This is a genomic window from Alitibacter langaaensis DSM 22999 (assembly GCF_003096995.1).
GTDB classification, from domain to species: Bacteria; Pseudomonadota; Gammaproteobacteria; order Enterobacterales; family Pasteurellaceae; genus Exercitatus; species Exercitatus langaaensis.
This window is the reverse complement of sequence record NZ_QENU01000019.1, coordinates 1-25,804: the sequence shown is the minus strand read 5'-3', so window position 1 is coordinate 25,804 and position 25,804 is coordinate 1. Positions and strand designations below refer to the sequence as shown.

Genomic DNA, 25,804 nt, shown 5'->3' with positions numbered 1-25,804 from the left:
GGAATGTGAATTTCGGTTTAACTTTGGAACACCCAAAATGCAGCTAAAAACATTGCGAAAATGGTGTGAAATTTAGGGCTAATCTACGTCAGCCCCAAATTTTTTAAAAAAGGGAACTTGCTTTTTTATGTTAGAATTTAATTTCTTATACCTGAGCTTACAGCCTGAAAAACAATCAATTTCAAAGATGACTTTTTATTTTAGGAGTACGTTTAGGAGTATGTTTTCAGTCTTTAAAAATAACTTCTCAGCATTTGCAAGGGTTGAAGACCTATAATTCAAGTACAGTTGGGCTTCTTTAATAACGTTTCTTAGTATTCTTCACATTATTATTTCTATTTGTTGCCGTTCCCCGTTGAAGACGCAATGGTTTTGGCAAATCAGAGATCAACGATTCAGGATCATATTGGCTAACAGGAATATGGTGTCCAATATATTCTTCAATGGCAGGCAAGTTCATGGCGTATTGTTCACAAGCAAAGCTAATAGAAACACCACTTTCACCCGCACGCCCTGTGCGACCAATGCGATGAACATAATCTTCACGATCATCGGGTAAATCGTAGTTAAAAACGTGAGTAACGTCTGAAATATGCAAACCACGGGCAGCCACATCTGTGGCAACCAAAATATCTAAATCGCCATCGGTAAATTGCTTGAGTAAGGCCAAACGTTTTTTCTGAGCCACATCACCCGTAAGCAAGCCAACACGGTGTCCATCGGCGGCTAAATAGCCCCAGATTTTTTCGCATTCATGTTTCGTATTGGAGAAAATAATGCAGCGTTCAGGCCATTCTTCTTCCAATAATGTCATTAATAATGCCATTTTGTCTTTATTAGAGGGATAGAACAGTTCTTCCTTAATGCGATGCCCTGTTTTTTGTAGTGGCTCAATTTCCACATATTCAGGCTCATTCATATCTTCAAAGGCGAGTTCACGCACTTTATAAGATAGAGTTGCTGAAAACAACATGGTAAGGCGTTGTTTCGGGCTTGGGCATTTTCGTAACAAGTAGCGAATATCCTTAATAAACCCTAAATCAAACATACGATCTGCTTCATCAAGGATCACAACTTGAATATTTTCTAAACGAATAATCCCTTGTTTTACATAGTCAATGACACGCCCCGTAGTGCCGATAAGTAGGTCAACACCACTTTCAATGGCTTTGAGTTGTTTGTCATAGCCATCGCCGCCATAAGCAAGTGCGGTGCGTAATCCCGTCGTTTTGACAAGCCATTCTGCATCGTGGGCAATTTGAACCGCTAGCTCACGAGTCGGCGCTAGAATTAATGCACGCGGTTGATTTGGAATAACTTCAGGCTGATGGGTTAATAAATGGTGAAAAGTGGCGGTTAAAAACGCCATGGTTTTGCCCGTTCCCGTTTGTGCTTGCCCAGCGACATCTTTACCTTGCAAGGTGATTGGCAAAGAAAGGGCTTGAATTGGCGTGCAATATTCAAAGCCATTGCGTTGCAATGCTTCTAGCACTTTAGGGTGTAAGGGAAGATCAGCAAAACGCTGTTGTGATAAATGTTCTGTACTCATAATGATATCGTTTGATAAAAATTGCCCCTAGAATAGCACGAACTACAAAATATCGCTAAAATTAACCGCACTTTTTGTGTTAAAAACTAGACAGCATACTGTTTTAGTGGTAACTTAACGCCCATTCTAAAACGGCGCTATTGTCGTATCTGAACTTCCAATCAAATTAATTCAAAATTCCAATTATGCATTTAACAGAACTAAAAAATACACCAGTGCCAACTTTGGTTGAACTTGGTGAAGGACAAATGGGCTTAGAAAATTTAGCTCGTTTACGTAAACAAGACATCGTCTTTGCAATCTTAAAACAACACGCCAAAAGTGGCGAAGATATTTTCGGCGGTGGCGTGCTTGAAATCTTACCTGATGGCTTTGGTTTCTTACGTTCAGCGGATAGCTCATACTTAGCAGGCCCTGATGATATTTATGTCAGCCCAAGCCAAATTCGCCGTTTTAATTTGCAAACTGGCGATAAAGTAGAAGGAAAAATTCGCCCACCCAAAGAAGGTGAACGTTATTTTGCATTATTGAAAGTTGATCAAGTCAATGACGATAAACCAGAAGTTTCTCGTAGCAAAATCCTATTTGAAAACTTAACGCCATTACATGCCAATTCGCGCTTGCGTATGGAGCGTGGTAATGGTTCTAAAGAGGATTTAACCGCGCGTATCTTAGATTTAGCCTCGCCGATTGGTAAAGGGCAACGTGGCTTGATTGTTGCGCCACCCAAAGCGGGTAAAACCGTGTTGCTACAAAATATTGCGCAAAGCATCACCCACAATTATCCTGAATGTGAATTGATCGTATTGTTGATTGATGAACGCCCTGAAGAAGTGACCGAAATGCAACGTACAGTGCGTGGCGAAGTGATCGCTTCCACCTTTGATGAGCCTGCAACACGCCATGTTCAAGTGGCTGAAATGGTAATCGAGAAAGCAAAACGCTCGGTTGAGCATAAAAAAGACGTGGTTATTTTATTAGACTCGATTACTCGTCTTGCTCGCGCTTATAATACAGTGACACCAGCCTCGGGTAAAATTCTCTCTGGTGGTGTGGATGCGAATGCGTTACATCGTCCAAAACGTTTCTTCGGTGCTGCGCGTAATGTGGAAGAAGGCGGTAGTTTAACGATTATTGCCACCGCACTTGTGGATACTGGTTCAAAAATGGATGAAGTTATTTTTGAAGAGTTTAAAGGAACGGGGAATATGGAATTACACCTTTCACGCAAAATTGCAGAAAAACGTGTATTCCCAGCCATTGATTTCAACCGTTCTGGCACGCGTAAAGAAGACTTACTTACCACGCCTGATGAGCTACAAAAAATGTGGATTCTACGCAAAATCCTTAACCCAATGAGTGAGGTGGAAGCAATGGAATTCTTGATTGATAAATTGATGGTAGCAAAAACCAACGAAGAATTCTTTGAAATAATGAAACGTTCATAATTCGTAAAATAAATAAAAAAACGACTGCACTTTGGGCTTATGAATAAGTAAAGTGCGGTCATTTTTTATGTTGTTTTAGTAATCTAATTCATCTTTATGCAGTTGATAATCTTGTTTCAGCGCTTGAATGAGCTCAATAAAATCATCGGGTAGTGGCGCGTGCCATTCCATCGGTTCTCTTGTGATCGGGTGCTCTAAGCGCAGCATAATTGCGTGCAATGCTTGGCGTTGGAAATTGCGCAATACGGCGCTGAATTCTTCACTAGCGTGTTTAGGCGGACGTGGGCGTCCACCATAGGTTTGATCGCCGAGTAGGGGATGGGCGATATGCGCCATATGCACCCGAATTTGGTGCGTGCGACCTGTTTCTAAGCGTAAACGTAAGCGTGTATAGTTACGGAAGCGCTCCATAATGCGATAATGGGTAACGGCAGGTTTTCCCATTGGGTGAACTGCCATCATTGTGCGTTTAGTTGGGTGGCGAGCCATTGGTTCATCTACTTTGCCCCCTTTTGTCATCACGCCAAAGGCTACTGCCTCATATTCGCGCGTGATTTTGCGTTTTTGCAAATCACGGACTAATTTGGTTTGCGCAGGGATTGTTTTGGCAACAACCATTAATCCTGTTGTATCTTTGTCCAAACGATGAACGATCCCCGCTCTTGGCACTTCCGCAATTTGTGGATAATGATAGAGCAGCGCATTTAACACAGTGCCGTTTGGATTGCCCGCCCCAGGGTGAACCACGAAATCTTTGGGTTTGTTGATGACTAAAATATGCTCATCTTCATACACAATATTTAATGGCAGATTTTCTGGCTTGTAGTGAGTTTCATCTTCCACTTCTACCGTAATTTCCACTTGTTCGCCGCCCAGCACTTTAGTGCGTGGCACATTGGCAACGTTGCCATTAATTTGGACTAAATCTTGTTCGATCCAAGTTTTAAGGCGAGAACGAGAATAGTCAGGGAACAACTCGGCTAAGGTTTGGTCTAAGCGTTGCCCCATTTGTTCAGGCTGGATCTCAGCCGAAAGGGTAATTTGAGCCATAAATAATAAAAAATCCGTGATTTAATGAATAATGTTCTATAAAATACGGCAAATATTGTAACTCAATAGCACATTTTTAGATAGAAAAGGATAAGGTTATGCGTAAATTAACATCGCTTGCATTGGTTGCGGTCGCCGCATTTGCAGTGTCTGCCTGTTCAAGCAGCAATAAAGAAGTGGAGCAAGCCTCTGAGCAGGAGCTTTTTGCTATCGGTCAGCAGCATTTGGAATATGGTGAATACAGCGATGCAACCCGTTATTTACAAGCCGTTGATACGCGTTACCCAGGTGGCACTTACAGCGAGCAAGCACAGCTCAACTTAATTTATGTGGCATACAAAACCCAAGATTATACAACGGCGTTAGTGACAGCTGATCGTTTCTTGCAACAACATTCAGACAGCCCGCATACGGATTATGTGCTTTATATGGCAGCTTTAACGAATATGTCGATGGGCGATAATTATATCCAAGATTTATTTGGCATTGACCGTTCGACTCGCGAAACAACATCAATGAAAACGGCATTTAGTAATTTCCAAACTTTGGTACAGCATTTCCCGAACAGCCAATATACGCCAGATGCTTTAACTCGCATGGCATATATCAAAGACCGTTTGGCGCGCCACGAGTTAGAAATTGCGAAATTCTATGCAAAACGTAAAGCGTGGGTAGCGGTTGCAAACCGTGTCACTGATATGCTCCGTTTGTATCCAGATACCTATTCAACCATTTCTGCATTGCCGTTAATGCAAGAAGCTTATCACGAAATGGGCTTAACCCAACTTGAACAACAAGCTGCAACCTTGGTAAAAGCTAACGAAGGCAAAGTCTTTAAAGAAACTGAAAAGCCAGATGAGCCATTCTTAAGTTTGCCATCGTGGTTGAAATTTGGCAGTTCAGAGCCAGAAAAAGCAGCAGAATAAAGTTTTAACGATAATGACTTAAAGAGAATCACTTAAAGAAAACCGCCCAAGTTTAATAATTTGGGCGGTTTGTTATATAAGGTGGCGTGGTAAATCTATTTTATTTTCTATCTATTTTAGATACGCAAGTTTATAGATTTTTCATAATTTGTAGCAATTGCTCAATATGGCTGGTTAGTTCAGGATCATAATTTAAGCAAGCATGCGGATTGTCAATGCGCGCTTTGCCAGCCTTAACTAAATTTATTGAATTTTTGACCGCACTTGCTAGACTTGCCACATCATCACGGCTGAAAGTAAAACCAAAATTATTTTGTAGCACTTCTAAACACGCCATATTTTCTGAAAAAATCACAGGTGTGCCTGATAAAATAGACTCTAATCCCACCAAACCAAAGGGCTCATAGCTTGATGCCATAATAGTGAAATCCGCAGCTTGATAAAGCTCTGGCATATTCTTGCAAAAACCTAATGAAACCACGTTTTTGCTCTCTTTCACTGGCGTGCCAGCCACCACTAACCTGATCGGCAAATCAGCATGGTTAAAGTAGTTTTTTAAGAGCGCATAACCTTTGCGATGATGCCCCGTAGAAGGGAACAGATAAATAATCTCATCTGCGTTAAAACCTAATTTTTCCCGCAATGCTTGACGCTGTTCTGCTGAGATTGGATTAAATTTTGCGGTATTCGCAGGCGGATAAAGCACCTGAATTTTTTGTTCGGGAACTTGATATAATTCAATTAATTCCTTTTTCATCAGTTTTGAATGGGCAATGACAAGCTTACATTCATTCAGCACTTTTTGTTCAAAAGGAATCTTGATAAAACGTTCATATAAATTCGCTGTTTTATTTTGCGAACGCAAATAACCCTTATGATTTCCCCCGCAAATAAAAATATCGCAATATAAATAAAACAACGACAAAATAACTTCATCAGCTTGTCGATGTTGGCGAACAAAGGAAGATAAAAAACGATGACGTAATTTGCGCGGAATTAAAGAAAGATTGGTTTTGATTAACTCAATCCATCGATTTTCGGCTAAAGTAGCGTCTGCTTTACAGGTGTAAATGCGCGGGGTGATTTGTTCATCATGAAAGCCCTTAATTAAATCCAAAATATAACGTTCAACACCACCGCCTTGGCGAAAATTTAAGGTATTAATCGCAACTTTCATTCTTTCTCCTTACGCAAGATAAAATAAACCCCCGCAATCGCAGGGGTTAATCCAAAACTGATTATTTTGTGCTTGGAATGCTGAAACGTTTGTTGAAACGTTCTACACGACCGCCAGTATCTACAACACGTTGTTTACCTGTGTAGAATGGGTGGCAGTTGCCGCACACGTCTAAGTTTAAGTCTTTACCTAAAGTAGAACGAACTTTGATTACGTTACCGCAAGAACAAGTTGCAGTAATTTCATTATATTCTGGATGAATACCTTGTTTCATTGGAAAACCTCAAATTGAAGCCGTATCGCTATAAAATCGGCACACAGCCATCTTACACCATACGAAGTTAATATTACGCTGCTAAGCAGCACGGAAATTAGGTCGCAAATTATACCGAAAAATTTCCATTATTCAAGTATAATTGACCGCACTTTAGAAAAAGGATCCTGTATGAAATTTGCTCGTGTTGCTCTTGCTGTTCCTCTTATGCGCTTATTTGATTACGCACTGCCTGATGGCTTGCTGCCAGAAGTCGGCGCGCGCGTGATCGTTCCTTTTGGCACACAAAAACGCATTGGCATTGTGGTGGCGTTGCCAGAACAAAGCGATCTGCCAGTGGAACAGTTGAAAACCGTTATTGAAATTTTGGATCAACAGCCTATTTTCAGTGCATCTATGTGGAATTTATTGCATTGGGCTGCCAGTTATTATCAAGCACCATTAGGCGATGCACTATTTTCGGCGCTGCCAGTAAAATTGCGCAATGGCGAAAGTGCGGTGCAAAAACCAAAAATTTTCTGGAAATTGACCGCACTTGGGCAAGAAGCCTTAGCCTCGGGGGTATTAACAAAAGCGAAAAAACAATTTGCAGCGGCAAGTGCGTTGGCAAAATCGCCGTTGGAAAAGGGCAATAATGAATTTAATGCCGCAATTTGGTCAGCATTAAAAGAAAAACAATATATTGATACGTTTGAACAGCCTGTTCAGCCGATTTCATGGCAACAACGCTTACAAGACGAACCGATTGTCAAGGCTGAAAACCGCTTGCTTCTGAATAAACAACAATCTCTAGCATTAGGTCGATTGTTGTTTCAGCAAGGCTTTGGTGCTTTTTTATTAGATGGGGTAACAGGTTCAGGCAAAACTGAAATTTATTTACAGCTGATTGAAGAAACCTTAAAAAAAGGCAAACAAGTGCTGGTTTTAGTGCCGGAAATTGGTTTAACGCCACAAACGGTACAACGCTTTCGTTCTCGTTTTAATGTGGAAATTGACGTACTGCATTCTAATCTGAACGATACCCAGCGTTTAGATGTATGGCAGCGTGCTCGCACAGGGCAAAGTGCGGTCATTATTGGCACAAGATCCGCTATTTTTACCCCATTTTCTGAGCTTGGGCTGATTGTGATCGATGAAGAACATGATGCCTCTTTTAAACAGCAAGAAGGCTGGCGTTATCATGCGCGTGATTTGGCGGTGGTTTATGCGAAACAGCTGAATATTCCCATTGTTATGGGATCTGCCACGCCGAGTTTGGAAACGCTCAATAATGTTCGCAATGGCAAATATCAGCATATTGTGTTATCGCAACGAGCGGGTAATGCCAGTATGGTGCAAAGCCAACTGATTGATTTAAAAAAACAGCAAGTGGTGAATGGTTTATCGAGCACGCTGCTGAAAAAAATGGATGAACAGTTGCAAAACGGGAATCAAGTCTTGCTATTTTTGAATCGCCGTGGATTTGCGCCAGCCTTGTTGTGTCATGAATGCGGTTGGATTGCGACTTGCGCCCATTGTGATAAACCACTTACTTATCATCAACATCAACGTGCGATGCGTTGTCATCATTGCAGTTCACAAAAGCCAATTCCACGCCAATGTGGCGATTGTGGTTCAACACATTTAGTGACCACAGGATTAGGCACCGAGCAGCTTGAACAAACCTTGAAAGAACGTTTCCCCCAGTATCGCATTACACGTATCGATCGGGATAGCACGGCACGAAAAGGCAAGTTAGAAAGCCATTTAGAAGATATTCGGCAAGGTAAAAGCCAGATTTTGATTGGCACGCAAATGTTAGCCAAAGGGCACCATTTCCCTAATGTGACATTGGTTGCCTTGATTAATGTGGATAGCAGCTTATTTAGTGTTGATTTTCGGGCTGAAGAGCGTTTAGCCCAGCTTTATGTACAAGTGGCGGGGCGTGCAGGGCGAGCAGAAAAGCAAGGCGAAGTGGTGCTACAAACCCATTATCCTGAACACCCTTTGTTGCAACGTTTATTAACAGCAGGTTATCACGCCTTTGCTGATGATGCGTTGAAAATGCGCCACACTATGGGGCTGCCGCCATTTAGTGCGCAGGCATTGTTTAAAGCGCAGAGCAGAAAAAGCCAAGAGGCGGAGCAGCTGCTTAACGATATTGCCGCGTATTTTTATCAATGGAAACAAGCGAAAAATCAACCGCACTTACAAATTCTTGGGGCAATGCCCGCGCCTTTTGCTAAAAAAGCGGATTATTTCCGCTGGCAGTTATTATTGCAACATCCCTCACGAGCTTGGCTGCAAGCCGCGTTAACGGATTTTCATCAACAATGGGAACATAAATCCAGCCAAGTGCGGTTAAATTTAGACGTGGATCCACAAGATTTAAGCTAATTGCCGTTTTTAGATGTAAAGAAGTGTAAAAATAATTATTGAGGTCTAGCCACTACAGGAATTATTGAGTAGAATTAACCCCATTTACTCATATTTAACAACAAGACAGGAAGATCGTGGCACAGCGAGATTATGCCGCACGTAGCGGTTCAAAAAAGAAAAAATCCAGCGGAATCAATAAATCCCTATTATTTACCATTGCAGCCTTAGTGGTAGGCGGTTTTGCATTGGGGCTTTACCTATTAAAAGAAAAATCCCCTGAAGTGACAGAAATACAAGTTGAAGTAGCAGAAAAAGCAAAACCGAAAAGCCAGTTGCCAAGCCGCCCTGAAGAAACCTGGTCTTATATTAAAGAGCTTGAAAGCCGCACGGTCCCAACAGACAGTTCTGCTTTGGCAAAATCTGCACAATTAAGCGAAAAACAAAAAGAAGAACTCAAACGCTTAGAAGAAGCAGAAAAAAATGCGGCTTTAGAAAAAGCGAAGAAAGCAGCGCAAACAAATGATGCGGATAATACCACTGCAACGAGTGCTGCTGACAATAGCACATCATTACCAACAGCCTCTGAAGAAGCGGCGCTTGCCGCCAAAGCTGCGGAAGAGAAAAAACTTGCAGAACAACGTAAAAAAGCAGAATTAGCGAAACAAGAAGCGGCAAAAGTAGAAGCCGCGAAATCTGAAACTGCCAAAAAAGTTGAGAAGAAACCAGAGAGTACAAAATCAACAGGCAAGTTTGGTTTACAATGCGGTGCCTTTAACGATCGTGCGAAAGCGGAAGCGCTACAAGCGAAGTTAGCGATGACAGGCTTAAATGCTCGTATCACAGAAAGTGGCAAATGGAACCGCGTATTGATTGGTCCAATCGGCGATCGCCCAGCAGCTGCAAATGCACAAAAGCAAGCAAGTTCCATTGCAAGTTGTGTGATCCTTGGTATGTAGTTATCGCATTAAATCTCATTTTAAAACGGCATGTGTCTTTGGCGCGTGCCGTTTGTTTAACTGGAATATTAAAATATAAGTTACTGGTAAAAAGTGTATGTTTGATTCATTTATAATTCAATTTATCGTACTTTGGGCTGTTGTTGATCCTATAGGTTCAATGCCTGTTTATTTGTCTCAAACAAATGGATTGTCGCCCAAAGAGCGGAGAAAGATTGCAAAAGTTTCTGTATTGGTGGCAACGGGTATTTTGCTGTTTTTTCTTTTTGGGGCACAATTCTTATTTGAGGCAATGCAACTCCCTCTTTCTGCATTCCAAATTGCAGGTGGTTTGGTGCTCTTCGTCTTTGCATTAATGATGATTTTTGCTGAAAGCAAGCCTGAACATGAAATGAAAATGAAAACTAGCTTACATGAATTAGCCGTTTATCCACTTGCTGTTCCGTCTATTGCTTCTCCTGGTGCAATGATGGCTATCGTTCTTTTAACGGATAATCATCGTTTTGACTTGCTTGAACAAATGATTACAGCAGGTATTATGCTATTAGTTATGTTATTCACTTATTTTATGCTTTTATTGGCTAGTCGTATTCAGCCTTATATGGGAAATGCAGGTGCGGCAATTATCAGTCGTGTAATGGGATTGATTTTAGCATCGGTAGCAGTAAACAATGTCTTGATAGGCGTTAAAGCATTTTTCAATATCGGTTAACACCAAATTTTACCTTTAAGTGTGGTTAAAAATTTTCCAATTTTTGACCGCACTTTTTCTTGCTTAAAATCTAAAAATCATTAAAATGAACGAACGTTCATTGAGTGGCGTTTTTCTGCTATTTGTCCTATTTTTAATTTCAAAATGGTTTAATCATAATGCGTCAATCTGAAAATGATATGGCAGAGCAAATCTTTTTGGCAACTGAGCGTTTAATGGCAGAAAGTGGATTGCATAATCTCTCTATGCACAAAATCGCGAAGGAAGCCCAAATCTCCCCTGGTACGATTTATATTTATTTTAAGAATAAAGATGAATTATTGGAGCAATTTGCTCGGCGAGTTTTTACTCTTTTTACAAGAGAATTAGCCAAGGACTACGATGAAACGCGTTCTTATTTCGAACGGTATCGAACGATGTGGTGGAATGTATGGAATCATTTGGGCGCAAACCCAATGACGGTGGCGAATATGAGCCAATACAAATCTATTCCCGCATTTCTTGATGTGTGCTCCGAATTAGATCGTGAAAGTCAGTGGGCTTTGTATTGTAAACAGGCGATTGCAGATAATGTGATTTGTGATTTGCCTTCTAAGGTTTTATTTATTTTAGGGCTTGAAAGTGCGGTCAATTTAGCTTTTGATCGACAATTTTTTAAGCGAGAATTATCCGATGAAACCTTAGAAGATGTAATTGAACGCACTTGGCGTGCAATTCAAAAATAATTTCAATTTAGGGGTTGTTCTGGATTGCTAGACTAGCCCTTAACTAATTGTTTAAAAAAGAAATTTGAGATTTTATTGTCACGGTGGGTATCTACTTGATTTTAAAATTCTCAGTTCCGTTAATGTTGTCATGCTGACTTAAGCGGCATTTTCTTATTTAGAATCTTTATTCTAAATAGGGATGTGTTAGTGATTAAGACAGCCCCTAGTTTAATTTTGTGGAGTTTTTATGTCCCAACTTCAAAAGACCAAACCAAAACGTTCGCATACTTTCTTTTTGAAAGTGGGCTTGGCTGTTGCGGTGTTAGTGTTTGCACTTGTCATTGGTTTAAATAAATTTAAAGAAATCATGATCGGTAAAGCGATCGCTAATATGCCAGAAAAGGCGAACCCTGTTACTGCCGTAGTGGTAAAAGCAAGCGAATGGACGCCTGTGATTAATACAACAGGTTTGGTTCGACCAAATCAAGGTTCTATGCTAAGTGCACAAACTGCTGGCACCATCAAAAAAATCCTTGTGAAATCGGGTCAAACCGTGAAAAAAGGTGAAGTTTTAGTGGAATTTGATAATGATGTAGAAGTGGCAAGCTTACGCGCCGCAGAAGCACAAGTTCCAGCTGCTCGTTTAACTTATCAACGTTATGCTAACTTGATTAAATCACAAAGCGTATCGCAAACTGAATTGGATAATGCAAAAGCGAATTTAGATCAATTAGTGGCAAATGTGAATTCATTAAAAGCCACCATTGAGCGCCGTAAAATTGTGGCACCTTATGATGGTGTAACCGGTATTGTTCAAGTGAACGAAGGGCAATATATTTCAGTGGGCACAGCTATTGTGCGTGTGGAAGATATTAGCTCAATGAAAGTGGATTTTTCTGTGTCGCAAAATAATTTAGATGAGCTTCATATTGGTCAAAAAGTGACAGCAACATCCGATGCACGCCAAGGCGAAACCTTTGCCGCCACAGTGACAGCTATCGAACCTGCCATTAATAAATCTACAGGTTTGATTGATGTGCAAGCGACCTTTGAGCCAGAAGATGGCGCTAAATTATTATCAGGTATGTTTACGCGTTTACGTGTTGCCTTACCAACGGAAAAACAACAAATCGTGATTCCGCAAGTGGCGATTACCTATAATATGTATGGTGAAATGGTGTATGTCTTAGAGCCATTGTCAGATAAAGATAAAGAAAAATTTGCGGATAATAAAGATCTAAGCAAAATGTACCGTGCGCATCAAATCACCGTCTTTACTAAAGACCGTCAAGGCATTTATGCCCAATTAAAAGGCGATGATGTAAAAATTGGCGATATTATTGTAACGGGTGGTCAGCAACGTCTTGCGAATGGCAGCCTCGTTACCGTAGCTGATAAAGAAGGTGTGGGTACAGTTCAACCTGCTGAAAAAACTAACTTATAATTTCAGGCAAGGATTTATTGAATGAAATTTACTGATATTTTTATTAAACGCCCAGTGATGGCGATTTCGATTAGTTTGCTTATCGTCATTCTCGGTTTGCAAGCGATCTCGAAACTATCGGTGCGTGAATACCCCAAAATGACGACCACAGTAATTACTGTGAGTACGACATATCCTGGGGCGGATGCGGGATTGATCCAAGCATTCGTTACATCGAAACTGGAAGAAGCTATTGCGCAAGCCGATAATATTGACTATTTGTCATCATCAAGTGCGCCAAGTTCTTCAAGAATTACAGTGAAGATGAAGCTTAACACTGATCCTGCCGCCGCATTAGCAGATGTGTTATCAAAAGTGCAATCGGTTCGTTCTGAACTACCAAGCGGTATCGAAGATCCAACCTTGACCTCATCAACAGGTGGTTCAGGGATTATGTATATCAGCTTCCGCTCTGATAAATTGCACCCAAGCCAAGTTACCGACTACATTGAACGTGTGGTAAAACCGCAGTTATTTACTATTCAAGGTGTGGCAAAAGTACAGATTTATGGTGCGGCAGAATATGCAATGCGTATTTGGTTAGATCCACAAAAATTAGCTTCGCAAAATATTTCTGCAACCCAAATTGCTACGGCGTTATCTAATAATAATGTACAAACAGCTGCGGGGAGTGATAAAGGCTACTTTAATATTTATCGTAATAAAGTGGAAACCACTACCAATACGATAGAAGACTTAGGTAACTTGATCATCTCTAATGATGGCGACAAATTAGTTCGTTTGCGTGATGTCGCAGATGTTGAATTAAATAAAGAAAGTGATGATACGCGTGCCACATCGAATGGTTCTGATGCGGTGGTATTAAGTATTGAACCAACCTCAAATGCGAACCCATTGGATGTTGCGGAAAATATTCGCCCACTTTACGAAACCATTAAAAATAATTTACCGAACACCATAAAATCTGCCATTCTTTATGACCGCACTATTGCGATTAACAGCTCGATCAATGATGTAATTCACACCATTGTTGAAGCGGTTGTGATTGTATTAGTGGTGATTATGCTGTTCATTGGTTCTTTACGAGCCATTTTAATTCCGATTATTACCATTCCAATTTCGTTAATTGGGGTAATTTTCTTGCTGGAATTGTTAGGTTTCTCACTGAATTTAATGACGCTACTGGCGATGATTCTTGCCATCGGTTTGGTGGTGGATGATGCTATCGTGGTGCTTGAAAACGTTGACCGTCATATAAAAGAAGGGGAAACGCCATTCCGCGCAGCGATTATTGGTACCCGTGAAATTGCCGTGCCAGTTATCTCAATGACCATTGCGTTGGTGGCGGTATATTCACCAATGGCATTAATGGGCGGAATTACAGGGACGCTGTTTAAAGAATTTGCCCTAACCCTTGCAGGTTCGGTATTTATCTCAGGAATCATTGCTTTAACCCTTTCTCCAATGATGTCGAGCAAAATGTTAAAACATGAAAGCTCAAAATTTGAAGACAGAGTTAACCGCACTTTAACTAAGCTAACAAGCGTTTATACTTATATTCTTGGTTTAGTGATGCAAACCCGTAAAACTATTCTTGTGTTTGCGGTGATTATTTTTGCAACGCTTCCAACTTTGTTTATGTCTTTGTCGAGTGAGTTAACACCAACAGAAGATAAAGGCGCATTCTTGGGAATGGTAACCGCGCCGTCTAACGTTAATGTGGACTATGTGCAACAAGCGGTAAAACCATACGAAGAGATTTTGAATAACACGCCAGAGAAAGAATATTCTCAGGTAATCGCTGGTGCGCCGAATACCAACCAAGCGTTGGTGATTACAACGCTGAAAGATTGGGCGAAACGTGATCGTACTCAAGCCGAAATTATGGCAGACTTAACGGCAAAAGCAGCAACCATTCCAGAAGTGTCCATTTCATCCTTTGCTTTCCCAGAAGTTGAAACAGGGGAACAAGGTCCGCCAGTGGTATTTGTGTTAAGTTCGCCGAACAGCACAAAAGAATTGGCTGAAGTGGCAGGCTCTTTCTTAGATAAAGTGCGTAAATCAGGAAACTTCGTTTATTCAAATTTAACCTTGAAATATGATGTTGCCCAAATGCGTATTAAAGTCGATAAAGAAAAAGCGGGTACTTATGGTATTAGTATGCGCCAAATCGCAAGTACCTTAGGTTACTACTTATCTGAAGCGACAATTACCCGTGTGGATATTGACGGCCGTGCGTATAAAGTGATTTCTCAGGTAAAACGTGAAAACCGTTTATCACCACAAAGCTTGAAAAACTACTTTATTACAGCAAGTAATGGCGAAAGCGTACCATTGAGCAGCTTGTTAGATGTTACACTTGAACCACAACCATATTCATTGCCGCGTTTCAGTCAGTTAAATTCTGCTGAAATCCAATTGGTACCAAACCCAACTATTACAACGGGTGATGCGATTAAATGGTTGCAAGATGCAGCAAAAGATCTACCGCAAGGTTATTCTTATGACTGGAAAGGGGAATCTCGTCAGCTAGTACAAGAAGGTAACGCCTTAGTAACAACATTCGTGTTAGCGGTGTTAATTATCTTCTTAGTTTTAGCGATTCAGTTTGAATCAATTCGTGATCCATTGGTTATCTTGGTGTCTGTGCCGTTAGCCATTTCAGGGGCATTATTAGTGTTGAACTTGCTCAGCTTCTTCGGGGTAACAGGGGTTACGCTGAATATCTATTCCGAGGTCGGTTTGATTACGCTGGTGGGCTTGATCACGAAACACGGTATCTTAATGTGTGAAGTGGCGAAAGAAGAGCAGCTCAATCATGGCAAAAACAAAATAGAAGCCATTATGACAGCGGCACAATTGCGTTTACGTCCAATTCTGATGACAACCGCAGCGATGATTGCAGGTTTGATTCCATTGCTTTATGCCTCTGGTGCGGGAGCGGTTATGCGCTTTAGTATGGGCGTAGTCGTGGTTTCTGGCCTTGCGATTGGTACATTATTTACCTTATTCGTGTTGCCAGTGATCTACACTTACTTGAGCTCAAATCACAAACCAGATCCTGTGTTTGATGAAAATGCACCGCGCCTTGGTGCAAATGAGCATCATTAATTAAAAAACTTTGTAAATTTTGACCGCACTTTGCCTTGTAAATAAGTAAAGTGCGGTCATTTTTTTGCTTATTTTTTATTTTTTCTATTTAACATAATTTTTTGAAATCCTCCCTTGAAATCTCATTTTGATCCCTTACTTAATCCTTGCGAACGAAAAATGTTCAAACCAATTAAGGAGAAAGAATGATATGAATATCGAAAAATTTACTACCAAATTTCAACAAGCGTTGGCTGAAGCGCAATCCCTTGCATTAGGAAAAGATAACCAATTTATTGAACCTGTCCACATGTTGCTCGCGCTGTTGAACCAGCAAGATGGCTCGATAACGCCAATTCTCACTGCAAGTGGCGTTAATACTGCGGCATTGCGTAATGAATTAAATGCGGAGCTCAATAAGCTACCACAGGTTTCAGGAAATGGCGGCGATGTGCAGATTTCTCGTCAATTAGTTAACCTATTGAATTTATGCGATAAAATTGCGCAACGTCAAAATGATAAATTTATTTCCAGTGAATTGTTTTTATTAGCCGCTTTTGAAGAAAAAGGCAATTTAGCCGAGATTTTACGCAAGTGCGGTGCAAAAAAAGAAAATTTAGAAAACGCGATTAAACATATTCGCGGGGGAGAAAGTGTGAACGATCAAAATGTAGAAGAAAGTCGTCAAGCCTTAGAAAAATATACCATTGATTTAACCGCACGTGCAGAAAGTGGCAAATTGGATCCTGTTATTGGGCGTGATGATGAAATCCGCCGCGCCATTCAAGTATTGCAACGCCGTACCAAAAATAACCCTGTATTAATTGGTGAACCAGGCGTGGGGAAAACCGCGATTGTAGAGGGTTTAGCACAGCGTATTGTGAATGGCGAAGTGCCCGAAGGTTTAAAAGGAAAACGCGTGCTTTCATTGGATATGGGCGCATTGATTGCGGGGGCAAAATATCGTGGTGAGTTTGAAGAACGCTTGAAAGCAGTATTGAAAGAATTGGCGCAAGAAGAAGGCAAAGTCATTCTTTTCATTGATGAAATTCACACAATGGTGGGCGCAGGTAAAACAGATGGCGCGATGGACGCGGGCAACTTGTTGAAACCATCGTTGGCGCGCGGCGAATTACATTGCGTGGGTGCGACAACCTTAGATGAATATCGCCAATATATTGAAAAAGATGCCGCGTTGGAACGCCGTTTTCAAAAAGTATTTGTCGGCGAGCCGAGTGTTGAAGATACCATTGCGATTTTGCGTGGTTTGCAAGAACGTTATGAATTGCACCACCATGTAGAAATCACAGACCCTGCGATTGTCGCAGCAGCAACGCTTTCGCACCGCTATATTAGCGATCGCCAATTGCCAGATAAAGCCATTGATTTAATTGATGAAGCGGCTTCAAGTATTCGTATGGAAATTGATAGTAAACCGTTGCCGTTAGATAAATTGGAACGCCGCATTATTCAATTAAAATTGGAACAACAGGCATTGAAAAAAGAGGAAGACGAAGCAAGCCATAAACGTTTAGAAATGTTGGAAGCGGAGCTTTCTGAGAAAGAGCGAGAATATGCCGAACTTGAAGAAGTATGGAAAAGTGAAAAAGCCGCGCTTTCTGGCACGCAACATATAAAAGAAGCATTGGAAAACGCCCGAACTCAAATGGAACAGGCGCGCCGTGCTGGCGATTTAAACAAAATGTCAGAATTGCAATACGGCACCATTCCTGAGTTAGAAAAACAGCTTGCGAACGCCGACAAAGCGGAAGGCAAAGAAATGACCTTATTGCGCTATCGTGTGACCGATGAGGAAATTGCCGAAGTGCTTTCTCGTGCGACAGGTATTCCTGTTTCGCGAATGATGGAGGGCGAAAAAGAAAAATTGCTCCGTATGGAACAAGAGTTGCATAAACGTGTGGTTGGGCAAACAGAAGCCGTGGAAGCGGTGGCAAACGCCATTCGCCGTAGCCGTGCAGGGCTTTCAGATCCGAATCGCCCAATTGGTTCGTTCTTATTCTTAGGCCCAACAGGGGTAGGGAAAACAGAGCTTTGCAAAACCTTAGCGAACTTCATGTTTGATGACGAAAGTGCCATGGTGCGCATTGATATGTCTGAGTTTATGGAAAAACACAGCGTATCTCGTTTAGTGGGGGCGCCTCCAGGTTATGTGGGCTATGAAGAAGGGGGCTATTTAACTGAAGCCGTCCGCCGCCGTCCATATTCCGTGATCTTGCTCGATGAAGTGGAAAAAGCACATCACGATGTGTTCAACATTTTATTGCAAGTATTAGATGATGGACGCTTAACCGATGGGCAAGGCAGAACCGTGGATTTCCGCAATACGGTAGTAATCATGACTTCAAACTTGGGCTCCGATTTAATTCAAGGCAACCAAGAACTGGGTTATGATGATATGAAAGAAGTGGTGATGTCGGTGGTTAGCCAACATTTCCGCCCTGAATTTATCAATCGTATTGATGAAACCGTGGTGTTCCATCCATTGGCGAAAGAAAATATCAAAGCGATTGCGCAAATTCAGTTGGATCGTTTGACAAAACGTATCGCTGAACACGGCTACCAAATCTCTTTCACTGAATCTGCGTTAGACTTCATCAGTGAAGTGGGTTACGACCCAATTTATGGGGCAAGACCGCTTAAACGCGCGATCCAACAAGAGATTGAAAACCCACTTTCTCGTGAAATTTTGTCTGGCCATTTATTACCAGCCAAACCTGTGATCGTGGATTTTGAAAACGACAACATTGCGACAAAACAATAGATCAAAATCTGACAAAAATTGACCGCACTTTTTTACTCAATGTGAAAAGTGCGGTCAAATTTTTATTTATTTTTGTGATTAATTATTTGCAAAAGTATTGCATTGTGTCGGATCACCCGATTGCAAACCTCGTTTAAACCAAGCCAAACGCTGTGCGGATGTGCCGTGGGTAAAACTATCTGGAACAACATAACCTTGGCTACGTTTTTGTAAGCGGTCGTCCCCCACAGCTTCTGCGGCGTTGAAGGCTTCTTCTAAATCCCCCGTTTCCAGCAAGTTATTTTGTGCGGCTTGATTTCCCCAAACACCGGCAAAACAGTCTGCTTGCAATTCAAGTTTTACCGAAAGGGCGTTGGCTTGACTGCTGTGTTTTTGCTGCTCTGCGGTCACTCTAGGCAAAATCCCGAGCAAGTTTTGCACATGATGCCCCACTTCGTGAGCAATGACATAAGCAAAAGCGGCATCGCCTGATGCGCCAAGTTGTTTTCTCATATCTTCATAAAACGAAAGATCTAAATACACTTTTCGATCGTTTGGGCAATAAAATGGCCCCATTGCGGATTGACCCGTGCCGCATGCTGTTGGGGTTGCGCCATTGTAAAGCACCATGGTCGGCAGTTGATAATGCTGCCCATTACGCTCGAAATAACGTTGCCAGGTTTTCTCTGTTTCTCTTAATACCGTACGAGAAAGCCCGTTTAGTTGATCTTCTTCCTGTGCGGTTAAATTTGATGAATGGCTGCCTATGCTGGTTTCGGATGAGTTGATCAAACCAGATAAATCTACGCCATAATATGAACCAATCAGCAGAATGATAAAGCCAAACACCCCACCAATTTTCTTGCCGCCCGTTCTTCCCCCTGATGTTGAACCGCGACGGTCTTCCACGTTCGTACTTTGTTCACGCCCTTGCCAACGCATAATGTTTTCCTTCATGAAGTTAAAAGTGGCGCTATTTTACAATGTATTTGAGTGAACACAAAATTCTGTTAGAATGCTGACCGCACTTTAGTTGCGATATTGCGTTCGCTATATGGTTTTATATGTCGCTATCTAAAAGTGCGGTGAATTTTACTCGTGGTTCGCAATCCATCCCACGCAAAAAAACTAGGAAATATGATGAAAATTTCAAATCCAAATCATGATCGCAAAGCGATCGTTATCTTTTCAGGTGGACAAGATTCCACCACTTGTCTGATTCAAGCCATTCAAGAATACGGGGTTTCAAATGTTGAAGCTGTCACTTTTCAATATGGTCAACGTCATGCCATTGAGCTGGAAAAAGCCCAGTGGATTGCCAGAGATCTTGGCATAAAACAAACCTTGATCGACACCAGTGTGATGAAATCAATCACAACCAATGGCATGATGTCAGAAACTGAAATTAAGCCAAACGAAAACGGCATGCCAAATACCTTTGTGGATGGGCGCAATGCGTTGTTTTTGCTTTATGCTGCGATTTATGCCAAAGGGCAAGGGGCAACAGACATTATTACTGGCGTGTGCGAAACGGATTTTAGCGGCTATCCCGATTGTCGAGATGTGTTCATCAAATCAATGAATGTGACGTTAAATTTAGCGATGGATTATCAGTTTAATATTCGCACGCCTTTGATGTATCTCACGAAAGCACAAACTTGGCAGTTAGCGGACGAACTCGGCGCGTTGGATTATGTCCGTGAGCATACGCACACTTGCTATATGGGCGTAGAAGGGGGCTGCGGCGAATGCCTAAGCTGCTTGTTACGCGAAAAAGGGTTAAAAGAATATTTACAACAAAAAAGTGCGGTGAAAAATGTTTAAAGTTTCCAAAGAATTTAGTTTTGATATGGCGCATATTTTGGATGGACACGATGGCAAGTGCCGAAATCTGCATGGGCATACCTATAAGCTACAAGTGGAAGTGAGTGGTGAATTAATCGCAAACGGTGCTAAAAAAGGTATGGTGGTGGATTTTACTGATGTGAAAGCGATTGTGAAATCAGTCATTTTAGATCAAATGGATCATGCTTTTATTTATGACAGCACCAGTGAACGTGAGTGCAAAATCGCGAGCTTGCTCAACGAACTCAATTCAAAAACCTTTGGCATTCCAGTGCGCACCACCGCGGAAGAAATGGCGCGTTTTATCTTTAATCAACTAAAAGATAAATTGCCATTGTCTGCGATTCGTTTGTGGGAAACGCCGACTTCCTTTTGTGAGTATCGTGAATGAACTCATTAATTAATGAGCCGAAATTTCCTATCGTTGAAATTTTTGAGAGTTTGCAAGGTGAGGGAATGAACACGGGCATGCCAAGTGTTTTTGTGCGTTTGGGCAAGTGCAATCTCGCTTGCCCGTGGTGCGATACGCATTACAATGACTTTGAATTATGGTCATTGAGCCAAATTATGGAAAAAGTGCGGTCATTTTCCGCCAAGAATGTGATTATCACTGGCGGCGAGCCCACTTTACAGCCTAAACTTTCCCTTTTACTTGAAGCGTTAAAACAAGCAGGGTATTTTCTGGCTATCGAAACCAATGGATTGAAAGACATTCCCGCACAAATTGATTTTATCGCCACCAGTCCAAAAGCCATGTATGCAGAAAAATATCAGCGCCGTTGCATTTCAACCGCAGATGAAGTGCGGATTGTGGTGGACGGGGATATTCAAGCATTTTGCGAAATAATTGAAAACAAAATTCACGCCAGCGGTTATTTTCTTAGCCCTTGTGAGAAAAATGGTGAAATGAATTTGCTTGAAACTATCACTTTGCTCGGACAACTCAACGCCCGAGCGAATAAGCCCAAATGGCAACTGAGCATCCAAACCCATAAGCTTATTGGTATTGAATAGTCGAAAGCATAATTACTCAATCTAACGGCTAAATTAGAGAGATTGGGGATTATGCGTGCTTGTGCGTAAATCCCCATTTAAACGGTTTATTGTAAGTTAGTAGTAGCCGCTATTATCGCCTTTTAAGCCATGAACAATGGCAATGCCCGCACTTGCACCAATGCGGTTTGCCCCAGCCTTAATCATCGCTAAAGCCGTTTCGGTATCTCGTATTCCGCCAGAAGCTTTGACACCAATATTCTCGCCCACTGTTTGGCGCATTAAAGCAATGTCCGCTACCGTTGCTCCGCCTTTATTAAAGCCCGTTGAGGTTTTCACAAAGCCCACGTTTAAATCACGACAAATTTCACATGCTTTGACAATTTCTGCTTTAGTGAGCAAACAGGTTTCTAAAATCACTTTTAGTAGCACGCCTTGGCAGGCTTGTAAAACCATCGCAATATCTGACCGCACTTCATCCCATTTTCCTGATTTAACCCAGCCTACATTGATGACCATATCAATTTCTGATGCCCCCGCTTTAATCGCTTCTTGAGCCTCAAAAGTCTTCACAGAGGATAAATTAGCCCCTAATGGAAAGCCGACAACGGTGCAAATTTTAACATTGGAATTTGCTAATCTTTGTTTAGCAAGGGGAATATAGCCCGAGTTAATACAGACGGAACAAAAGCCATTTTCAATAGCTTCATCACAAAGTTGCAAAATATCTTGATCGGTTTTTTCTGCCGTTAAGGCGGTGTGATCAATCAGTTTGGCGATTTCATTTGCTTGCATCATGTTATCTCCTGAATTTTTCATCATTATCTACTATAAATGACAAAATTTGGTGAAATTATTACATTTGTTTGAGTGAATATCGCAATTTTACCAAAGTCATAGCTTGGTGTAATAGGAAATGAATATGAGAAAAGGCTTGGTTTTGCCAAGCCTTTTATAGAAAGTGCGGTCAGTTTTCGCTAAGTTTTTACCAACCTTTTACAACGCCGTCTTTAAAGTGTTTAACGGCTTCTTGGTACACTTCTTCAGTTTGGTATGCTTTGACAAAGTTTTTAACGGCTTCGCTGTCTTTATTATCATCACGGGCAACAATAATGTTAACATACGGGCTGTCTTTGTCTTCCACAAATACGCCATTTTCAGTGGCATTTAAACCTACTTGACCGGCGTAAGTATTATTCACAACAGCTAAATCCACATCGTCTAAAGCACGCGCCGCAACTGCAGTATCGACAGGCACGATTTGTAAATGTTTTGGATTTTCAATGATATCAAGTGGCGTTGCGTTTAAGTTTTGATTGTCTTTTAATTTGATTAAGCCTTGTTTTTCTAACAAGATTAATGCACGACCTTGGTTTGACGGATCATTTGGTACCGCAACTTTGGCACCATCTTTTAACTCATCAACTTTTTTGATTGTTTTTGAATAGCCCGCAAGTGGATAAACGAAAGTATTGCCAACAATCACTAAGTTTTTGATGTTGTTCGCTTTAACGTTCTCGTCTAAATACGGTTTATGTTGCATTGCATTAATGTCTAAATCGCCTTTGCTTACCGCTGGGTTTGGCAACGCATAGTCGTTAAATTCAACGAAAGTGACATCTAAATTATATTTTTCTTTTGCCACTTTAGCCGCCATTTCTGCCACTTGATGTTCTGGCCCAGACATCACACCCACTTTAAGTGTTTGCGCTGCTGCGTCTGTTTTTTTATCGTCTTTGCATGCAGTTAAAGCAAAGACTGAGGCAAGTGCGGTCACAGTTAAGAGTTTTTTTAAGTTCATAGTTGATTCCTATATAAAGTTAAATTAACGACGATCAAAATGATCAGCGAGTTTGTTACCGTATCGTTCGCAGACCATCACGATTAATACGATGATAATGGTTGCCGCCCAAAGCACATAAGGCATATTTCGGTGCAAACCATAAGAAATAGCGGTATTACCCAAGCCACCGCCGCCAACAGCGCCCGCCATAGCGGAATAGCCGATTAGCGTAACGAATGTTAACGTTGCCGCTTTAATCAGTATAGGCAAGGCTTCAGGCAGATAAAATTTAGTAACGAGCTGCCACACGGTTGTTCCCATGGCTTTTGCGGTTTCGGTTAAGCCGCTTGGAATATCGCCCAAGGCATTTGCAGTTAAACGTGCAAAAAATGGCATCGCTGCCATGCCTAACGGAATGATTGACGCCGTTGTGCCTAGTGTTGAGCCAACAATAAAACGTGTCACCGGCATTAATACTAATAACAAAATAATAAATGGCACTGAACGTCCAATATTAATTAGCAGTTCTAATACGCGGTTAAGTCTTGCATTTTCAAGCACTTCGCCTTTACGGGTGACAAAGGTTAAAATACCTAATGGCATGCCAAAAACGATCGCAAAAATTGTGGCGGCAAGCGTCATATAAATAGTTTCAAATGTACTCGCGCCAATCAGTTGCCACACTTGGGGCGTGAGCTGTTGGTTAAAGCCCGCAATTATATTATCCCACATAGCCTAGCACCTCCACGCGTACATTGCTTTCCATTAAATATATTTTCGCTTGCGTTACTGCATCTTCATCGCCTTCCACTTCCGCAATGGTGAAACCGAATTTAGTGCCGCCCGCATAATCAATTTGTGACATCAAAATGCTCAAGCTGACGTTAAATTTACGCGATACTTGCGAAAGCACAGGTGCATCCACGGTTCTACCTGTAAATTCAAAACGAATAACTTGGCGTGAATTGGCAGAAGTTGGCGTTTCAGTAAGATATTCTAAATACTCATCGGGTAATTGATAGTTAAAGGTTGAACTAATAAATTCTTGTGCAAGCTCTGTTTTAGGATTCGAGAAAATCTCACTGACCGTCCCTTGTTCAATCAGATGACCTTTATCAATCACTGCAACTTGGTCGCAAATACGTTTCACCACTTCCATTTCGTGGGTGATCAATAGGATCGTAATGCCCAAAGTGCGGTTAATTTCTTTTAATAATCGTAAAATTGAGTGAGTCGTTGCGGGATCCAACGCGCTGGTTGCTTCATCGCACAATAACACTTTCGGTTTTGTCGCCAATGCTCTTGCGATAGCAACACGTTGTTTTTGCCCACCAGATAAATTGGCGGGATAAGCATCTTTTTTATCTTCTAAGCCCACCAACGCAAGCAATTCAGTGACTCGCTGGGTAATTTGCTCTTTGGGTTGATGTTCCAATTCTAAAGGCAAAGCAATGTTACCAAACACGGTGCGAGAGCTTAACAAATTGAAATGTTGGAAGATCATACCGATTTTACGGCGAGCTAATAAAAGTCGAGCATCATCAAGTTGAGTTAATTCTTCATTATCAACAATCACGCTGCCAAAAGTCGGTTTTTCAAGCAGATTAACGCAGCGGATTAATGTACTTTTACCCGCCCCTGACGCCCCAATAACGCCACAAATTTGCCCTTGAGGAATGGTTAACGTGACGTTATCAAGTGCGGTCAATTTTTGCCCAGAAACGTCAAAAATTTTGCTAATATTCGTTAGCTTAATCATATAAGCCCTTTTCTTTTATATAAAAATATGGATTCTGCCGTATTTTAGACAGCCATGCGATACTGTCAACCCTTATTCCTTGTGTTTTTAGATTCATTGGTTATTTTATAGAAGTGATTTGCGTTGGCGAATGAGAAAGCAGATAATAAGCCATCAATATTTAAAAGGAAAATAACGTGAATAAAGCGATTTTTTTAGATCGAGATGGCACATTAAATGTAGATCATGGCTATGTCCATCAAATTGATGATTTTCAATTTATAGATGGCAGTATAGAAGCATTACAAGAATTGAAATCAATGGGATATTTGCTGGTGCTTGTCACAAATCAATCTGGCATTGCGCGCGGCTATTTTAGCGAAGAACAGTTTTTAACGTTAACCGAATGGATGGATTGGTCATTAGCGGATCGTGGAGTCGATTTAGATGGGATCTATTATTGCCCCCATCATCCCGAAGGCAAAGGTGAATTTAAGCAAAATTGCGATTGTCGCAAGCCTAAAGGGGGAATGTTATTGCAAGCGATACAAGAATTAAAGATCGATCCAACGCAATCTTTTATGGTTGGCGATAAGTTCGAAGATTTACAAGCTGGCGCGGCGGCAAAAGTGCGGTCAAAAATTTTAGTAAAAACGGGCAAACCAATCACTCCTGATGGAGAGGCGTACGCCGATTTTGTGATTGAAAGTGTGGCAGATTTGCCAAGAATTGTACGAAAAGTCGCAAAATAGATTAAAAGATCATCATTTAAGATCTTTTTTAAAAATTTTTACCAAATAGGGGTTGCAAAGGATTTGAAAATGCCTATAATACGCCGCACACAACGACGCGCTGTTGTGAAATTGAAAAGATTATCCAGTGCGTCGTTCTTTTTTGCTCTTTAACAATTTATCAGACAATCTGTGTGGGCACGAGTAAGATTCGTTTTGAAAAAAATTAAAACAGAAACTTAAAGTGCTGAACAAAGTTAAT

General features: G+C 41.3%; 22 protein-coding genes, 1 pseudogene and 1 riboswitch. Of the genes and pseudogenes, 14 read left to right on the top strand and 9 right to left on the bottom strand.

What is annotated here, in order from left to right; genetic code table 11:
- Positions 1 to 76, top strand: a pseudogene (locus C8D76_RS09135) (IS1595 family transposase); the annotation flags it as partial.
- 222 nt (positions 77 to 298) lie between these two features.
- Here the strand turns inward: C8D76_RS09135 and rhlB are convergent.
- Positions 299 to 1,549, bottom strand: a complete 1,251-nt coding sequence (gene rhlB, locus C8D76_RS09130) for an ATP-dependent RNA helicase RhlB (RefSeq protein ID WP_116632475.1) — start codon at positions 1,547 to 1,549, stop codon at positions 299 to 301.
- A gap of 185 nt (positions 1,550 to 1,734) precedes the next feature.
- Between rhlB and rho the strand changes: the two genes are divergently transcribed.
- A complete protein-coding gene (gene rho / locus C8D76_RS09125) occupies positions 1,735 to 2,997 on the top strand; it encodes a transcription termination factor Rho (RefSeq protein WP_116632474.1) in 1,263 nt (420 codons plus the stop codon).
- Between the two features lie 75 nt (positions 2,998 to 3,072).
- Here the strand turns inward: rho and rluD are convergent, their stop codons facing one another.
- Positions 3,073 to 4,047, bottom strand: coding sequence for a 23S rRNA pseudouridine(1911/1915/1917) synthase RluD (rluD, locus tag C8D76_RS09120; protein ID WP_116632473.1), 975 nt, complete (start codon positions 4,045 to 4,047; stop codon positions 3,073 to 3,075).
- Between the two features lie 98 nt (positions 4,048 to 4,145).
- On the opposite strand from rluD, the gene C8D76_RS09115 reads away from it, so the two are divergent.
- Positions 4,146 to 4,973 carry an outer membrane protein assembly factor BamD gene (locus C8D76_RS09115; protein WP_116632472.1) on the top strand — a complete coding sequence of 276 codons (828 nt, stop codon included), beginning with the start codon at positions 4,146 to 4,148 and terminating at the stop codon, positions 4,971 to 4,973.
- 130 nt (positions 4,974 to 5,103) lie between these two features.
- Here the strand turns inward: C8D76_RS09115 and C8D76_RS09110 are convergent, their stop codons facing one another.
- Together C8D76_RS09110 and rpmE are read right to left on the bottom strand one after the other, a co-directional pair.
- Positions 5,104 to 6,150 carry a glycosyltransferase family 4 protein gene (locus C8D76_RS09110; RefSeq protein WP_116632471.1) on the bottom strand — a complete coding sequence of 349 codons (1,047 nt, stop codon included), beginning with the start codon at positions 6,148 to 6,150 and terminating at the stop codon, positions 5,104 to 5,106.
- A 61-nt stretch (positions 6,151 to 6,211) separates the two neighbouring features.
- A complete protein-coding gene (rpmE, locus tag C8D76_RS09105) occupies positions 6,212 to 6,424 on the bottom strand; it encodes a 50S ribosomal protein L31 (protein ID WP_116632470.1) in 213 nt (70 codons plus the stop codon).
- A gap of 171 nt (positions 6,425 to 6,595) precedes the next feature.
- Between rpmE and priA the strand changes: the two genes are divergently transcribed.
- The 7 genes from priA (at position 6,596) to clpB (ending at position 18,473) form a co-directional block, all read left to right on the top strand.
- Positions 6,596 to 8,800 (top strand): primosomal protein N', encoded by a 2,205-nt coding sequence (gene priA, locus C8D76_RS09100; RefSeq protein WP_116632469.1) that lies wholly within the window; start codon positions 6,596 to 6,598, stop codon positions 8,798 to 8,800.
- A 116-nt stretch (positions 8,801 to 8,916) separates the two neighbouring features.
- Positions 8,917 to 9,738 carry a cell division protein FtsN gene (ftsN, locus tag C8D76_RS09095; RefSeq protein ID WP_116632468.1) on the top strand — a complete coding sequence of 274 codons (822 nt, stop codon included), beginning with the start codon at positions 8,917 to 8,919 and terminating at the stop codon, positions 9,736 to 9,738.
- Positions 9,739 to 9,835: 97 nt separating this feature from the next.
- Positions 9,836 to 10,450 (top strand): MarC family protein, encoded by a 615-nt coding sequence (locus C8D76_RS09090; protein ID WP_116632467.1) that lies wholly within the window; start codon positions 9,836 to 9,838, stop codon positions 10,448 to 10,450.
- 158 nt (positions 10,451 to 10,608) lie between these two features.
- Positions 10,609 to 11,175 (top strand): TetR/AcrR family transcriptional regulator, encoded by a 567-nt coding sequence (locus C8D76_RS09085; RefSeq protein ID WP_116632466.1) that lies wholly within the window; start codon positions 10,609 to 10,611, stop codon positions 11,173 to 11,175.
- A 229-nt stretch (positions 11,176 to 11,404) separates the two neighbouring features.
- Positions 11,405 to 12,601 carry a multidrug efflux RND transporter periplasmic adaptor subunit AcrA gene (gene acrA / locus C8D76_RS09080; RefSeq protein ID WP_116632465.1) on the top strand — a complete coding sequence of 399 codons (1,197 nt, stop codon included), beginning with the start codon at positions 11,405 to 11,407 and terminating at the stop codon, positions 12,599 to 12,601.
- 21 nt (positions 12,602 to 12,622) lie between these two features.
- Positions 12,623 to 15,712, top strand: a complete 3,090-nt coding sequence (gene acrB / locus C8D76_RS09075) for a multidrug efflux RND transporter permease subunit AcrB (RefSeq protein ID WP_116632464.1) — start codon at positions 12,623 to 12,625, stop codon at positions 15,710 to 15,712.
- 190 nt (positions 15,713 to 15,902) lie between these two features.
- Positions 15,903 to 18,473, top strand: coding sequence for an ATP-dependent chaperone ClpB (gene clpB, locus C8D76_RS09070; protein ID WP_116632463.1), 2,571 nt, complete (start codon positions 15,903 to 15,905; stop codon positions 18,471 to 18,473).
- A gap of 78 nt (positions 18,474 to 18,551) precedes the next feature.
- Here the strand turns inward: clpB and ypfJ are convergent, their stop codons facing one another.
- Entirely contained in the window at positions 18,552 to 19,394 is an 843-nt protein-coding gene (gene ypfJ / locus C8D76_RS09065) for a KPN_02809 family neutral zinc metallopeptidase (RefSeq protein WP_116632462.1), read from the bottom strand.
- 150 nt (positions 19,395 to 19,544) lie between these two features.
- Positions 19,545 to 19,590, top strand: a riboswitch (PreQ1 riboswitch).
- 2 nt (positions 19,591 to 19,592) lie between these two features.
- Between ypfJ and queC the strand changes: the two genes are divergently transcribed.
- Genes queC through C8D76_RS09050 form a run of 3 tightly spaced genes read left to right on the top strand, consistent with a single transcriptional unit; the run spans position 19,593 to position 21,311 of the window.
- Positions 19,593 to 20,276, top strand: a complete 684-nt coding sequence (gene queC / locus C8D76_RS09060) for a 7-cyano-7-deazaguanine synthase QueC (protein ID WP_116632461.1) — start codon at positions 19,593 to 19,595, stop codon at positions 20,274 to 20,276.
- A complete protein-coding gene (queD, locus tag C8D76_RS09055) occupies positions 20,269 to 20,688 on the top strand; it encodes a 6-carboxytetrahydropterin synthase QueD (RefSeq protein ID WP_116632460.1) in 420 nt (139 codons plus the stop codon). Before queC ends, queD begins: the two co-directional genes overlap by 8 nt.
- Entirely contained in the window at positions 20,685 to 21,311 is a 627-nt protein-coding gene (locus C8D76_RS09050; RefSeq protein WP_116632459.1) for a 7-carboxy-7-deazaguanine synthase QueE, read from the top strand. Before queD ends, C8D76_RS09050 begins: the two co-directional genes overlap by 4 nt.
- 96 nt (positions 21,312 to 21,407) lie before the next feature.
- On the opposite strand, the gene deoC is transcribed toward C8D76_RS09050, so the two are convergent.
- The 4 genes from deoC to metN form a co-directional block, all read right to left on the bottom strand.
- The gene (gene deoC / locus C8D76_RS09045) at positions 21,408 to 22,085 is read right to left on the bottom strand and encodes a deoxyribose-phosphate aldolase (RefSeq protein ID WP_116632476.1); all 678 of its coding nucleotides are present in this window, start codon (positions 22,083 to 22,085) and stop codon (positions 21,408 to 21,410) included.
- A 190-nt stretch (positions 22,086 to 22,275) separates the two neighbouring features.
- Positions 22,276 to 23,091 carry a MetQ/NlpA family lipoprotein gene (locus C8D76_RS09040; RefSeq protein ID WP_116632458.1) on the bottom strand — a complete coding sequence of 272 codons (816 nt, stop codon included), beginning with the start codon at positions 23,089 to 23,091 and terminating at the stop codon, positions 22,276 to 22,278.
- Positions 23,092 to 23,115: 24 nt separating this feature from the next.
- Complete coding sequence (locus tag C8D76_RS09035) at positions 23,116 to 23,805, bottom strand: methionine ABC transporter permease (RefSeq protein ID WP_116632457.1); 690 nt, start codon at positions 23,803 to 23,805, stop codon at positions 23,116 to 23,118.
- Entirely contained in the window at positions 23,795 to 24,832 is a 1,038-nt protein-coding gene (gene metN, locus C8D76_RS09030) for a methionine ABC transporter ATP-binding protein MetN (protein ID WP_116632456.1), read from the bottom strand. The genes C8D76_RS09035 and metN overlap by 11 nt, the downstream gene beginning before the upstream one ends.
- A gap of 176 nt (positions 24,833 to 25,008) precedes the next feature.
- Between metN and gmhB the strand changes: the two genes are divergently transcribed.
- Positions 25,009 to 25,563: a D-glycero-beta-D-manno-heptose 1,7-bisphosphate 7-phosphatase gene (gene gmhB, locus C8D76_RS09025; protein ID WP_116632455.1), complete on the top strand. Its 555-nt coding sequence runs from the start codon at positions 25,009 to 25,011 to the stop codon at positions 25,561 to 25,563.
- Positions 25,564 to 25,804: the final 241 nt, after the last annotated feature.